Annotated in this window: 11 protein-coding genes; 1 reads left to right on the forward strand and 10 read right to left on the reverse strand. The window is 48.9% G+C overall.

All coding sequences use genetic code 11. From position 1 onward, the window contains the following. Positions 1–44: 44 nt before the first annotated feature. From OLMES_RS16180 to leuC, 5 genes are all read right to left on the reverse strand, one after another. Positions 45–3,374, reverse strand: a complete 3,330-nt coding sequence (locus OLMES_RS16180; RefSeq protein WP_087462223.1) for a FimV/HubP family polar landmark protein — start codon at positions 3,372–3,374, stop codon at positions 45–47. A gap of 416 nt (positions 3,375–3,790) precedes the next feature. Further along, complete coding sequence (asd, locus tag OLMES_RS16185; protein ID WP_087462224.1) at positions 3,791–4,897, reverse strand: aspartate-semialdehyde dehydrogenase; 1,107 nt, start codon at positions 4,895–4,897, stop codon at positions 3,791–3,793. A 75-nt stretch (positions 4,898–4,972) separates the two neighbouring features. Then, positions 4,973–6,052 carry a 3-isopropylmalate dehydrogenase gene (leuB, locus tag OLMES_RS16190; protein WP_087462225.1) on the reverse strand — a complete coding sequence of 360 codons (1,080 nt, stop codon included), beginning with the start codon at positions 6,050–6,052 and terminating at the stop codon, positions 4,973–4,975. Between the two features lie 28 nt (positions 6,053–6,080). Next, positions 6,081–6,728, reverse strand: a complete 648-nt coding sequence (gene leuD, locus OLMES_RS16195) for a 3-isopropylmalate dehydratase small subunit (RefSeq protein WP_087462226.1) — start codon at positions 6,726–6,728, stop codon at positions 6,081–6,083. Between the two features lie 39 nt (positions 6,729–6,767). Beyond that, complete coding sequence (gene leuC, locus OLMES_RS16200; RefSeq protein ID WP_087462227.1) at positions 6,768–8,183, reverse strand: 3-isopropylmalate dehydratase large subunit; 1,416 nt, start codon at positions 8,181–8,183, stop codon at positions 6,768–6,770. 185 nt (positions 8,184–8,368) lie between these two features. Here leuC and OLMES_RS16205 point away from each other — a divergent pair, with 185 nt between their 5' ends. Next, positions 8,369–9,247: a LysR family transcriptional regulator gene (locus OLMES_RS16205; RefSeq protein WP_087462228.1), complete on the forward strand. Its 879-nt coding sequence runs from the start codon at positions 8,369–8,371 to the stop codon at positions 9,245–9,247. Positions 9,248–9,281: 34 nt separating this feature from the next. Here OLMES_RS16205 and OLMES_RS16210 read toward each other — a convergent pair whose 3' ends face one another. From OLMES_RS16210 to prmB, 5 genes are all read right to left on the reverse strand, one after another. Further along, a complete protein-coding gene (locus OLMES_RS16210; protein ID WP_232465126.1) occupies positions 9,282–11,120 on the reverse strand; it encodes a PHA/PHB synthase family protein in 1,839 nt (612 codons plus the stop codon). Positions 11,121–11,286: 166 nt separating this feature from the next. Then, entirely contained in the window at positions 11,287–11,646 is a 360-nt protein-coding gene (locus OLMES_RS16215) for a phasin family protein (protein WP_087462229.1), read from the reverse strand. Positions 11,647–11,992: 346 nt separating this feature from the next. Next, positions 11,993–13,153 carry an MFS transporter gene (locus tag OLMES_RS16220; protein ID WP_157678342.1) on the reverse strand — a complete coding sequence of 387 codons (1,161 nt, stop codon included), beginning with the start codon at positions 13,151–13,153 and terminating at the stop codon, positions 11,993–11,995. Beyond that, positions 13,150–14,247 (reverse strand): chorismate synthase, encoded by a 1,098-nt coding sequence (gene aroC / locus OLMES_RS16225; protein WP_087462231.1) that lies wholly within the window; start codon positions 14,245–14,247, stop codon positions 13,150–13,152. The genes OLMES_RS16220 and aroC overlap by 4 nt, the downstream gene beginning before the upstream one ends. Positions 14,248–14,361: 114 nt before the next feature. Continuing rightward, positions 14,362–15,333, reverse strand: coding sequence for a 50S ribosomal protein L3 N(5)-glutamine methyltransferase (gene prmB, locus OLMES_RS16230; protein ID WP_232465127.1), 972 nt, complete (start codon positions 15,331–15,333; stop codon positions 14,362–14,364). Positions 15,334–15,421: the final 88 nt, after the last annotated feature.

Genomic DNA, 15,421 nt, shown 5'->3' on the forward strand with positions numbered 1-15,421 from the left:
TAAAAGCGCAAAGGGTAACGGATTATTCGAATTACGCCAAATTTTTAATCCAAACTTTTCAGCAAATCATCAGCTTCTTTTTTCTGATCATCATTCCCTTCAATTGCAACTTCTTCCAGAATATCGCGAGCCCCTTCACTGTCCCCCATATCAATATATGCGCGGGCAAGATCAAGCTTGGTTGCAGCTTCGTCCGTACCGGAAAGAAAATCGAAATCATCATCCTCATCGACATCAACTTCCGCATCGGGCCTGGCCACAGGCATGACCACCGTATCTCCACCTTCAAGCGACTCAGAGGTTAGCAACGCGGAATCATCTTCTGGCAAATCAGCTTCCAAATCTTCCAGGGTATCCTCTAATGCAAGCTCGGAAAGGTCATCATCCATATCCGTTAAGTCGAGTTCGACTTCGGCCTCATCCGGATGATCAAGGTTAAGGTCGCCATCCATATCCAAGTCTGCGTCCAGCTCCAGGTCTGTATCCAATTCCAGGTCTGCATCCAACTCAAGCTCAGTCTCGGATGACTCCAGATTATTTGATGGAAGATCGAGATCAGCTTCTGCTTCGAGATCCATTGCACTTTCAGCTTCTGGCTTTGATTCTCCGGCCTCATCTTCTTCGGAAAAGTCAAGCGTATCGAATTCAGCGTCCAACTCTGCATCCAGATCTGACATCGAAAAATCTGAAGGCAGCGCTTCTTGCGCTTCCTCATCATTTTCCATTTGCGGCGCGTCTTTTAATGCGTCACTGGAATCCAGAGCTTCCGACTCCAGCTCAAGTTCGCCAAAATCATCTCCACTGCTTTCTGACACTTCATCCAGAGTGAGTTCTTCTTCCAAACCCGCGTTCTCTTCCAGGCCCAAGTCTTCATTTAATCCGAGATCTTCATCCAGAGACGATGCCAAATCCGCCATTTCAGCATCGTCAACAGTCTCGGACAGATCATCTGAAGTCAGATCCAGGTCCAAAGCGTCGAGTTCATCCTCTGCAGCCTCCGCTACCGGACTCGCCTCATCGGCCAAATCCAGTTCAAGCTCATCAGTATCTTCAGACAAGTCCAGATCAAGCGCATCTAACTCATCAGCGGATACGAGCGCTTCCTCAGTTCGGACTTCCTGCGCGGTTTCCGGGCGCTTATCCAGCGTTAATCCTTCATCCAAGTCAAGATCATCTACATCAAAATCCAGATCCAGCTCTTCATCAAGCTGCTCAACACGCTCTGCAGTGACGTCTTCTACACCCGCATCAGGAAAATCGAGCTCCAGGTCGTCATCAGCTTCCGCAGTCGCCTGAGTATCTGTGGCAACGGCTCCGGTATTACCGGATAGCAGCTCGTTCTCAAGGTCATCGATGGAGATTTCCGGTTCTGCAGAACCTTCAGTTAAGGTTCCTTTTAACTCTGCGGCACGCTTCAGGGTTTCCGGATCATTCAACGCCTCAACCTCACGGTATTGCGTTTCAAAAGCGGCTGCATTTTCCGAATCACGATAAACTTCAAGCAGCTTCAAGCGAATGTCTGCCCGACTGGGCTCCTCTGAAATCGCATTTTCCAGAACCTGAGCGGCCTGATCAAGCCGACCGTATGCGATATAAACGTCGGCTTCTGCGAGTGGATCGTCCTTTTCGGGCTCAGGTGCTTCAGCTTCGGTTTCATCCTCGATCGCGGCACCACCGAAGATATCCATATCATCTTCGCTAGACTCTGCCTGAGCGAGACTTTCGTGAAACTCCTGCTCTCGTCGGGCGTTACTTCTTGAAACCAGTATCAAACCGATAATCAACGCCAACGCACCTGCACCAATTCCACCCAAATATAACGGATTGTTCAGAATTGTTTCGACAAAACTGGGCTCAGGCGGAATTTCAACCGGCTTATCTTTTGCTTTGATTACCGGCTTAGTGGATGTCGGTGCACTGGCTTCTGGCTTCACAACCGGAGCTTCAGCCATTCCAGTATCAACCGGTTTCTCGACCTGATCCGCACCAGTGCTATCAGCATCAATGCCTGAAGCAGAATCAACACCTGAAGCAGCATCACCCATGGCCATAGGGTCGCTGTCAGTCATGCCGCCATCAACCGAAGATACCTCCCCCGTAGATGACATATCTCCCATCGCCGGATCTGTCATGGTGCCTGCAACATCTCCGGTATCGGCTGGCTCACCCTGAGTTCCGGCTTGCAAAGAGGATTCCGCCTCTTTCAATACACGCTCAATTTCCTCCGAGGACTTTCCAAGTTGACGCTGCAATTCCACCAACTGGTCATCTTTCAGTGTTAGTAAACTTTGTAGCGTTTCCAGTTGCGTTTCCAGGTCTTCAACCCGGCTCTTTAACTCGGTATTCTCACTGGCAGACTCATCAAGCTTTTCCAGAGTCATCGCCAACTCATTGGCTACAGCCCCCGTAGCACCTTCTCCACCCGCATGAGCACCTGACTCGGCGGCATCAGATCGAGGCACCACTATCTTTAATTCAGCGCCACCCGCGCTACCGGATTGCGCTGTTTGTGTTTGGCTCGAGCGTGCTGTAGCATCAATTTTACGAACAGCCACAGGCCGCCCTTCTGCAAACGCCCTATTCTGCTCCACTACAGCACCAACAGCTTCCGTTCTGGAGCGAGCTTCAATATCACCGGATTCCGGCACTCTGAGAATTTGCCCTGACTTTAACTTGTTAATATTGCCATCAATAAACGCATCGGGATTGAGATCCTGAATGGCAAGCATCATCTGCTGGGGAGAATAGCTTTTCGAGGGTCTCACCTTTAACGCGATATTCCACAACGTTTCATTTCTAGCGGTCGGGCCATATTCCTCACCATCATAGGCTGGCGCTGATTCGGCCATGGGTGCTGAAACGCCTGAAGGTGATACTGAAGTGCTTTGCGTACTTGCAGCGGTATCTATTTCTTCAATTTCGGGCAACGCATTGACTGCAGTTGTAGCGGGTTGAACCGGCTTTACCGCTTCTTCACTAAACACAGGAGGATCGATCAATAACGCATACTCCCGCAACAATCGCCCGCTAGGCCAGATCACTTCCACTAGAAAATTCAGGAAAGGTTCTCGGACCGGCTTGTTCGAAGAGATGATTACGACAGGATTCCCTTGTTCGTTCCTTGAAACCGCAAATGTGAGATCGGATAGAAAATAAACCCTGTCTACCTCAGCCCTAGCAAACTCTTCTCGTGTGGCAAGCCCCGGCAAAATTTCATTCTGCTCGAGGTCGCGGACATTCACTAATTCAATCTCTGCACGCAAGGGTTGGTTTAGAGATGACCGCACAGTCGCCTCACCAAGCCCCAAGGCACTTGCAGTTCCAGTACCCATTGCGCCTACAAGCGATAGAGCAATTGCGAGCTTGCGCATCATATTTTCTTTCCTTTTTTTATCAAATCTGAGCAGTTTGTACAAAGTAGAGTCAAAACGCTTTTGTCATCGTCTGTATCCACTTTACTGTATACAGATTGCCCGTGCTTACTTAGAAAAAGCATTCAGATATGCAACTAAGTATCAAGTATTGTTTATAAATACCGATTAGGCAAAAAATCAGATGACTTGCCAAGCACCTTTCAGCACACGGCCAACACTGAAAAAAAAATTCTGCCTTTTTCGTCGTATTAACAGCAACTTGAAAATAATAATAGATGAGTTTTTCAATTCCGTGGACTTAAGGGAAGGATTAGTTCACAGAATGATTTGAAAATTGATGAGGGAGAGGATTTTATACGAAAAAACCGGTTCAGAAACACCTGAACCGGTTTTAAAATGCTCAATCAAGCCAGCTATCAGAGCAGAATGCGAAGCATTCTTCTCAGCGGCTCTGCCGCACCCCACAACAGCTGATCCCCAACGGTAAATGCCGAGATATATTCGGGCCCCATTGTCAACTTGCGGATCCGGCCAACAGGTACGGATAACGTGCCATTCACTACAGCGGGCGACAATTCACGAATCGTAACATCACGCTCGTTCGGGATCACTTTAACCCAATCATTGGCTTCCGCCAGGATGTTATTGATATCCGCAACCGGAACATCTTTTTTCATTTTGATTGTCAACGCCTGACTATGGCATCGCATCGCTCCAATCCGTACACAGATTCCGTCAATCGGAATTGGCGACGCAGAACGCCCCAGAATCTTGTTGGTTTCAACTTCAGCTTTCCACTCTTCCCGGCTTTGGCCGCTTTCAAGTTGAGAGTCTATCCAGGGAATCAAACTGCCAGCGAGTGCAGCGCCAAAGTTATCTGTGGGAAACGCTTCGCCACGCATCTGATCTGCAACACGTTTGTCGATTTCCAGAATCGCACTGGAAGGAGACGCCAACAATTCATCAACCGAGCCATGAATCGACCCCATCTGCGCGATCAGCTCACGCATATTCTGGGCTCCGGCTCCAGAGGCAGCCTGATAGGTCATCGGTGAGATCCATTCAATCAGATCTTGTTCAAACAAACCACCCAACGCCATTAACATCAAGCTGACAGTACAGTTGCCACCAACAAAGTTGGTCACACCGTTCTCAAGAGCGGTATCGATAACAGACCGGTTAACCGGGTCGAGCACGATTACGGAATCTTCCTGCATACGCAGCGCAGAAGCCGCATCAATCCAGTACCCTTTCCAGCCTGCTTCACGCAGTCCGGGAAAAACCGACTTGGTGTAGTCCCCACCCTGGCAACTGATAATAATATCCATATCCGCAAGTGCATTAATATCGTTTGCATCTTGCAAAACAGACGCTTTCCCGGAATAGGAAGGTGCTGCCTGTCCCGCCTGGGAGGTGGAGAAAAACGTCGCATCGATGACACTAAAATCATCCTCTGCAAGCATTCTTTCCATCAAGACGGAGCCAACCATGCCCCGCCAACCTACTAATCCTACTTTTTTCATCGGTTTAACCACAATACTGAATTAATGAATTTCACGGCCTAGCCTAACATACTCGCCGGGTTTCAGATAGGGATCTTAGCTGTTTAATGCCGCAACAACTGCATCGCCCATCTCGGCAGTACCTACTTTTTGCGTGCCTTCGGAATAAATATCAGGCGTACGCAATCCTTGATCCAGAACCGCACTCACCGCCTTCTCTATCTTGTCGGCTGCATCGGTCAACCCCAGACTATAACGAAGCATCATTGCCGCTGACAAGATAGTTGCTAACGGGTTCGCGATACCTTGGCCTGCAATATCCGGTGCACTGCCGTGACAAGGCTCGTACATACCTTTCCCGTCCGCATCCAGTGACGCCGATGGCAGCATGCCGATGGAACCGGTCAGCATGGCGGCCGCATCCGAAAGAATATCACCAAACATGTTTCCGGTAACCATGACGTCAAACTGTTTAGGCGCTTTTACCAATTGCATTGCCGCGTTATCGACATACATATGACTCAATTCAACTTCCGGATAGTCTTTTGCCATATCATCCAGAATCTCACGCCACAATACAGTGACTTCAAGCACATTGGCTTTGTCTACCGAGCACAGCTTGCCATTACGTTTTTGTGCCGCTTCAAACGCCACTTTTGCAATCCGGCGAATTTCACTCTCACTGTAAACGTAAGTGTTATACCCCTGACGCTCGCCATTTTCGAGTGTTCGAATACCCCGAGGCTGGCCAAAGTAAATCCCGCCCGTCAGCTCACGAACGATCAATATATCAAGACCTGAAACGACTTCAGGCTTCAGTGTTGATGCACCGGCCAATTGCGGGTACAAAATAGCAGGTCGCAGATTACCGAACAACTGCAGCCCGGAACGCAGCCCAAGCAGGCCCTTTTCCGGACGGATCGCCATGTCAATCGTATCCCACTTCGGCCCGCCTACGGCGCCGAGCAAAATCGCATCCGCTGCTTTGGCCGCAGCCAGGGTATCATCAGGCAACGGTACGCCACTGGCATCAATGGCCGCACCACCTACATTGGCAGTGGATAACTCCAGCCCCAAACCTTCGGACGCATTCAGCGCCTTCAATACTTTTTCAGCTTCAGCCACAATTTCAGGGCCGATTCCATCGCCCGGCAACAGCAATACCTTCTTGGTCATTTATCTCGCCTCTTTCTCTTAATTCTGATTACTTCACAACATCAAACAGCCAAGGTGCAGCCTGGCGCTTTTTCGTTTCATAGGCTTTGATGGCCTCGGCATGCTCCAATGTCAACCCGATATCATCCAACCCGTTCAGCAGGCAATGCTTACGGAAGGCATCAACTTCAAAAGCAAAGGTTTCACCGGACGGCGCACGCACAACTTGCTCCTGCAAATCAATCTCGAGCTCATACCCTTCGCTGGCAAAGGTTTCCTGGAAGAGCTGTTCAACCTGCTCTTCTGTTAAAACGACGGGCAAAATACCATTTTTAAAACAATTATTGAAAAATATGTCGGCGAAGCTGGGGGCGATCACACAACGAAAACCGTAATCATCCAAGGCCCAGGGAGCATGCTCCCGGCTCGAACCGCAACCAAAATTACGCCGCGCCAACAAAATGGATGCGCCCGTATAACGGGATTGATTCAAGACAAAGTCCTTGTTCAGAGGCCGCGCAGAACAATCCTGCCCCGGAGCACCTTCATCAAGATAACGCATTTCATCAAACAGATTAGGCCCAAAGCCGGCTCGTTTGATGGATTTCAAGAACTGCTTGGGAATGATCATATCCGTATCAACGTTGGCCCGGTCCATTGGTGCCACGATACCTTTAACGGTGGTGAATGCTTTCATGACTAATTACCTTTTAAAACAAAATTCACAAATGGACGATTACACCCATTCCCGCACATCAACAAAGTGTCCTGCAACTGCCGCAGCCGCTGCCATAGCCGGGCTAACCAGGTGGGTACGACCGCCAAAGCCCTGACGTCCTTCAAAATTACGGTTGGAAGTTGATGCACAATGTTCGCCCTGACCCAACTTATCCGCATTCATCGCCAGACACATTGAGCATCCCGGCTCACGCCACTCAAGCCCCGCAGCAGTGAAAATCGCATCCAGACCTTCTGCTTCAGCTTGTGCCTTAACCAGACCCGACCCTGGCACCACCAAAGCCTGCTTGACGGAATCTGCAACTTTTTTGCCTTTGACAACTTCCGCCGCTGCCCGTAAATCCTCTATACGTGAATTTGTACATGAGCCAATAAATACGCGATCCAGCTTGATTTCAGAAATCGGCATATTGGCTTTCAAGCCCATGTACTCCAGCGCACGCTGAATGCCTTCTTTCTTCACCGGGTCATTTTCCTGATCCGGATCAGGAACCAAGGCGTCCACTGAAGCAACCATCTCTGGAGATGTCCCCCAAGAGACCTGCGGCTTGATTGCCGAGCCATCCAGCACCACAACCTTGTCAAATTCCGCGTCATCATCGCTATGCAAGTCCTTCCAGCTGGCAACAGCTTGTTCCCAATGCTCACCTTGAGGTGCAAAAGGACGGCCTTTTACGTAATCCAGCGTGTGCTCATCAACAGCAACCAGACCCGCACGGGCACCGGCTTCGATCGCCATGTTACAGACTGTCATTCGGCCTTCCATCGACATTGCCCGCATGACCTCGCCACCGAACTCCATCGCGTAACCGGTACCACCGGCAGTGCCAATCTCACCAATGATTGCCAGCACTACATCTTTGGCGGTCACGCCCTTACCCAGCTGACCATCAACACGAATCAGCAAGTTTTTCATTTTTTTCTGCACCAGACACTGGGTCGCCAGCACGTGCTCTACTTCAGACGTACCGATACCATGGGCCAACGCCCCAAACGCACCGTGGGTAGAAGTGTGTGAATCACCACAAACAATCGTCATACCGGGCAAGGTTGCGCCTTGTTCCGGCCCCACGACGTGGACAATCCCCTGACGCTTGTCGTTCAATTTAAACTCAACAATACCAAAATGATCACAGTTATCGTCGAGGGTCTGAACCTGAATTTTGGATACCGGGTCGACAATGCCCTCAACACCAGCAGTCCGATCCGTGGTGGGAACATTATGATCAGGCGTTGCCAGGTTGGCATCGAGACGCCAGGGTGTGCGTCCGGCAATTCTCAGACCTTCAAAAGCTTGGGGCGAAGTCACTTCGTGCAATAATTGACGATCGATGTAAATCAACGATGAACCATCATCACGCTGCGTTACAACATGATCATCCCATAATTTATCGTAAAGGGTCTTACCAGCCATTTGGATTCCTCCGGTCATTCCGGACGTGCATCATCACACCCGGTTGTTGTACGTATCACATGCAGAATATGGTAACTTGCAAACAACATAAAATGAATTTATTTTTATTATCCTGAATATTCCTCTTTGGAATACTAAAATCACTGCGGCTGAGTTTCATCCGCTAGATTCAGGAGCAAGTCAATTTGGACAGCCAAAACATCAAGGCTTTTCTGAGTGTGGTCGAAAACCGGTCATTTTCAAAAGCCGCAGACCACTTACACCTGACCCAACCGGCCATCAGCAAACGGGTACAAGCATTAGAGCAGGAACTGGGTGTTCCCCTGTTCGATCGTTCTCAACGCAAAGCCGTGTTGAGTGAAGCTGGCGTTGTATTTGCGGAAAAAGCAAAGCGCATCATGCGTGAAATGACCAACGCCGAGAATGCGGTAAAAAACATTGGTAACACCGTACAGGGCAGTATCAAAGTAATTTGTAGCCACCACGCAGGCTTGCACCGACTGCCATTGGTGCTAAAGCAATATACACAACGGTATCCACAGGTCAGCCTTGAACTGCGATTTCTGGAGTCGGAGAAAGCCTATCAGGAAATTCTGAAAAATCAGGCCGATCTGGCTTTTATTACAATTCATCAGCGCACAGACTCCCAACTGGAAGAGCACTTGCTTTGGGATGACCCGATGAGCCTGGTTTGCTCCGGGGAACATGCATTGGCACATTCACAGGACTTGAAACTGGAGGATTTACAGTATTTCGAAGCGATACTTCCCGCCGAAGGTACGTACACCTATGAGCTCATCAGCAATTTATTCGCAAAAGCAGGACTGGAACTGAAAGCAACCATGCCCACCAACTATCTGGAAACCATCAAAATGATGGTCAGCGCTGGGCTGGGTTGGAGTATGTTGCCTAACACAATGGTAGATGAACACTTGCATGTGCTCAACCTGCCTGAGACGAGAGTGACGCGGCACATCGGTGCGGTCTCTTACAAGAGCAGAATCACCAGCAATGCCGCGCTTGCATTGATTGAAGCCGCAAAAGAGGTCTGGGGGGAAAGGTAATCCCCCCCTGGGATCTGTCAAACTCGCGTATAAATCAGTCTGATTCGCCCGTTTCCTTCACGACATCCGCAATGCGCATTCTGACATAGGAGCCCGGCGCATCTTCGAGACACTCCAATTCACGATCACCAGGTTGACGAGCTTCTACAACTTCGTCAGAGCGCTCCAGCAACCATGTTTTCCACGCTGGCCACCAGGAACCTTTATGTTTCTCCGCATTATTGAACCAGCTGTCTGAAGTCTCGGACAATTCTGCATTTGTCCAGTAACCGTACTTTTCAGGACCCGGCGGATTCACCACACCAGCAATATGGCCCGACCCGGATAACACAAATGTCACATCACCATTATGAGCCTTGGCGCCAAGATAAGTCGCTTTCCATTTTGCGATGTGATCCTGAATTGTCGACAAAAAGAACACCGGTGTATCGATTTTACCCAAGTCCAGTTTAACACCCATGAGCTCGAGCTTGCCGGGCTGGATTAATTCATTATCGAGATACATATGGCGCAGATACCAGCCGTGCATTTTGGCCGGTAAATTCGTACTGTCTGAATTCCAATACAACAGATCAAATGCCGCCGGTTTTTCACCCTTCAAATAGTTATTGATAAAAAACGACCAGAACAAATCGTTTTCACGGAGCATGTTGAAACTGAATGCCATACTCCGGCCATCGTAATAGCCAGCCTTGTCCAGCCGCTTTTCGATGCCACCGATGGTGTGGTCATTGATGAACACACCAATCCCGCCAGGATCAGAGAAATCCAGAAGAGTTGTAAGATAAGTTGCACTGACGGTTCTCGACTCCCCTTTATCTTTCAGATACGCCAGGGTACACGCGAGCAATGTACCGCCAACGCAATAGCCGACGGCATGAATTTCAGATTCCCCGGTCGCTTTTTCTATGGCAGAGAACGCGGACAGCGGGCCATCTTGCATATAATGCTCAAATCCTTTGTTTTTCAGGGCGGGCCCCGGATTTACCCACGATGTCATAAATACGGTGAAGCCCTGATCCACGAGCCATTTTACCAATGAGTTCTTGGCGGTAAGATCCAGAATGTAATATTTATTGATCCAGGGTGGAATAATCAATATTGGCGTTTTCTGGACTTTTTCCGTCGTCGGCTCGTATTGAATCAACTGCATCAAATCAGTTTGGTAAACGACTTTCCCCGGGGTTGTGGCAACATTCTGGCCGACCCGAAAGGCGGAAAAATCGGTCATGGAAATATTCAACACCTGAGGACTACTTTTGAAATCATCCCAAAAGTTTTTCACCCCTTCGACCAGGTTCTTGCCTTTACTGGAAAAGGTCTTACGCAATACTTCCGGATTGGTCAGGGCAAAATTACTGGGTGATAACGCATTTACCAACTGTCGAGTATAAAAAACAAATTGATCTCGCGTGTGAGCCTGTGTTCCCTCCAATTCCGATACCATCTCCAGTAACGTATTGGCATTGATCAGGTACGCCTGTTTGAGATAATCAAATAAAATATTATCTGACCATTCCTGATCAGAAAAACGGCGATCTGCTCCATCTGGAACGGCCACAGGAGAAACCGAACGCCCAACCGCACGCATAGCGGTATTTTTCAACAGTGAAAACTGCTTTCGAACCATTTGGGTTTCTTTGCTCGCAACCTTGAAGGGGTGCAATGCCATTTGCTCACAAATATCACGATAGGTTCCCAACATTTCGAATACTGCTGCAATTTGCGAATCATCAATGTGATCCGCTTTTGTTGCGACCTCTTCGAAGGCCTTTCGGTACTGCTGGCTAATTTGATCCATTTGATCCATTTGATCAAAGGTATTCTTAATCGACTTCTGTGTCATTCCGCTTACTGAAAACCGTTCACTCATTACTGACTCGCCGTTACCACTTATCCGTTATTACTCGTTTGTCGCGACCCGCTTGCTAGTGCTGGCTAATCGCTACTTGTTTGAAACTGCCTTGTCTATCTAACTCCGCACTCACCGATTTCACTGAGTGCGGGTTTTCACATTGCGGAATACAACGTTTTAAAAATCAGCTTTCGCTTTTCGAATTCTGTGCAGCAGACTTCGCTTCATCTAAAACCTGTTCCATCTCACCTTTGAATTCCATACCCATTTCAGACAATGTTTTCATGTCCTCAACGACTTTTTTAGCGAGATTGGAAGCCATTTCAGTTTGGTGAGTGGTGTAGTTTTTAAGGGATTCAAGGTCGCGAACTTCGAGAATCTCCTTAAACTGCGAGCCAGTCATATCCGCATAAGACTTAAATGCTTCCATCTGAAACTCAGCGACTTTTTCCAGTTTTTTGAAAAGCAATTGGTTTGCTTTTACCAGTGGCTCATAAACATTTTTAGCTTGATCTGTGAAGTTACCGAGCAAGTTGTCTGACATAAGGGATCTCCTACATCCATTTTGTAAAAATCAAAAATAATTCGCACAAAGTACGCAATTAAACGTTGGCCAGACTCAGATAATTCCGAGTTGATAACACAGTTGAGAATCCAGACATCAACGATCAGAATCCTGGCTTGGTGTCCATGATTAGATCAGAGAACACTTGGGCTCTGATATGACGGGAATCAAACTTTGAGCATCGGTAAAAAATTATTCATTCAATGTGACAATTTGATAACAGCTTGATATTCAGACTATTTTACTCAGGATTAGGTAATTATCAGATAATGAAAGGAAGGAAACCTAGAACCAGGATGGCTGTAGCCCTGAAACACACCAGGGCCTAGTCGACCCATTGCCGACCGCGTGCAGGTTTGAAGTAAAAGAAAGCAAGGACTAACGCTCCCGCAGTACAGGCCGCCGCCATGAGAAACAACCATTCAAAACTGCTGTGCTCCGCAATGTAGCCGCTGAATAGCGCTCCCAACGCACCGCCCAAACCGAAACTGAGGCTACTGTATAACGCCTGTCCCTGCCCTTCATGGGAGCCTTTGAAATGTAAATGCACAAAATGGATTGCAACGATATGCATTATTCCGAAAGATGCCGCATGACCAATCTGGGCCACAATCAATGCCCACTCATTGTTCATAAGATAGGCCGTCATCAGCCATCGGACCAATGTTAACAGCAACGCGATAAGCGTTAATGCCCGCAATGAATAACGATGTAAAATCCGGTGCATAAACACGAACAACACCACTTCGGCCAACACCCCTAACCCCCAGAGCATACCGATTGCGGTTTTACTGAAGCCATGGCCTTCCAACGCAATACTGAAAAACGAATAATAGGGACCATGGGAAATCTGCAGGAGAAGATTTACCACAAAAAACGCAGGTACTGCAGGTTGCAGCAGCAATTTTCCAAACCCGGAGAAACCCGATTTTTGCTGTACTTCCGGCTGTTTCACCGGCATCAACGAGGCTAGCCAGATAAGAAAGAGTATGCCTAACAGTATCCCGGGCAACGCGGTAATTGAAACCGACTCAAACAACCCGCCAAGTAAAATCACACAAGCAATAAATCCCACTGACCCCCAGAGTCGAATGTGGCTGTATCGTTTGCGTTCCGCGCCGAGATTATGGAGCGTCAGGACTTCATACTGCGGCAATACTGCGTTCCAGAAAAAACTGAAGCCAACCATCCAGAGAACGGCCCAGCCAAAGGTCTGTTTGAATAAAAATCCGGAAAAGATCAGAAAAGCGAAGAAACTTCCCCAGCGCACCAGCGCCAGTCGATTACCGCTGCGATCCCCGACCCAACTCCAGAGATTGGGCGCGATCACTTTGGTAATCATTAAAATGGACATCAACTGCCCAATTTCTATGTGGGAATAGTTCAGGTGCTCCAGGTAGAGCCCCCAGAAAGGGGCGAGTCCACCAAGGAGCGCAAAAAACCAGAAATAGAAATTTGAAAGGGTAAATGACAGTATCGATATCACGAACAAATATCTGGAACAGTCACCACAACATCCGCATTTTGCGCACGATGGCGCAGATAGTGATCCATCAGGGTAATGGCCATCATAGCTTCTGCGATTGGTGTTGCCCGAATGCCAACACAGGGGTCATGTCGCCCGGTCGTCACCACCTCGATAGGATTTCCACTTGCATCAATACTACGCCCGGGTAGGCGCAAGCTCGACGTTGGCTTGAGGGCAATACGAGCAACAATATCCTGCCCCGTGGAAATCCCCCCCAATACGCCCCCGGCGTTATTCGATAAAAACCCCTCGGGGGTCAACTCATCACGGTGTGCCGTACCTTTTTGCTGAACCACATCAAAGCCGCTCCCGATTTCAACCCCCTTAACTGCGTTGATACTCATGAGGCTGTGTGCCAGTTCAGCATCGAGACGATCAAATACCGGCTCACCCAAGCCTACAGGAATGCCTTTGGCCACAACGGTTACCGCTGCACCAATGGAATCCCCCTCTTTGCGGAGTGCGTCCATGTAGGATTCCAGCTCTGGCAATAACGACGGGTCCGGGCAAAAGAATGGATTCTGATAAACTTGCTCCCAATCAAACTGATCCGTTTCGGTTCTAATCGGTCCAAGTTGAGACAGATATCCTTTTATCTGAACACCCAACTTTTCAGCCAGGTACTTTTTCGCGATAGCCCCGGCTGCAACCCGCATAGCAGTTTCTCTTGCAGAAGAGCGTCCGCCGCCCCGGTAATCCCGGGTACCATATTTGTGCATGTAGGTGTAATCGGCGTGGGCAGGACGAAACTGATCTTTAATATTGGAGTAATCTTTCGAGCGCTGATCCGTGTTTTCAATAATCAGCCCAATGGATGTACCGGTTGTTTTGCCTTCAAAAACACCCGATAAAATTCGTACCTGATCAGGCTCGCGCCGCTGCGTCGTATGACGGGATGTTCCCGGCTTGCGGCGATCCAGATCAGCTTGTAAATCAGCTTCCGTCAGGGCCAGCCCCGGAGGACAACCATCAACAATACACCCCAGTGCCGGGCCATGACTTTCACCAAAGGTTGTGAGGGTAAACAGCTTTCCAATTGAATTTCCTGACATCAGACACCCGTCGAGCTACGTATGAAATATAGAGATAAGAAAAAGGCCGCCATTATACAGAATTCGCTACCCAATGACGATTTTACATTTACAATCACGATGTCGTGAAATACCTCAGGATGGCAGCGCCTGTTCGATGGCCTCGGTAGCCTGCACCAAATCATCCCGCGTCAGCACAAACACGCCGCCACCGCCATGCTCGAATTCAATCCAGGTAAACGGGATTTCTGGATAGGTTTCTTCCAGCGCAATCCAGCTGTTGCCCACTTCCACCACCAGAATTCCGGAGTTTGTGAGATGTGCGGCGGCGTGTTTGAGAATAAATCGAACCAGATCAAGCCCGTCGTTCCCGGCTTCCAGCCCTAAAACAGGCTCATGCCCGAACTCTTCAGGCATTGTGCTCAAATCCTGCTGATCAACATAGGGGGGATTTGAAACAATAATATCGTAACGATCCGAAATTTGATCGAACAGATCTGACTGGATTGCCCTTACACGGTCACCCAGATGATGCCGGGCGATGTTAGATCGCGCCACGTCCAGGGCATCAGTTGAAATATCGACAAGATCGACTTGGGCATCTTCAAATTGAACCGCACAGGCAATGCCGATACAGCCACTTCCGGTACACAGATCGAGAACCCGTTCTACCGGCTCCTGCGGCGCCCAGGGATAAAAGTACTTTTCGATCAACTCCGCTATGGGTGACCGCGGCACAAGCACACGCTCATCAACATGAAACGGCAACCCCATAAACCAGGCTTCGCCAAGTAGATAGGCCGTTGGCACACGAGCTATCACACGTTTGTCCAAGCGCTCCAGCAGCAACGTTTTTTCAACCTGGGTCAGACTGCCACTATACAACGCTTTATCCAGGTCCCAGGGTAAATGCAAACTCTGCAGCACCAATAGCAGCGCCTCATCCAGAGCATTGTCTGTACCGTGTCCGTAGAACAGTTCGGCCTGATTAAAGCGCGACAGCGCAAACCGGACAAAATCTCCGATTGTGTTGAGACTGCTCATCAGATCATCATACTGATAAGCTCCGGCAAAAAGGGTCTTTTGCTCAAGTTGAGAACTGGCCAATTATACGCTCCTGAATCCTGATAATTTCGCAGACCAGCGCTGACGTGGTCATCACCGCCTGCCTTTCAATGGTAATTTATGTTCGCTG

It is taken from the genome of Oleiphilus messinensis (assembly GCF_002162375.1).
GTDB lineage: Bacteria > Pseudomonadota > Gammaproteobacteria > Pseudomonadales > Oleiphilaceae > Oleiphilus > Oleiphilus messinensis.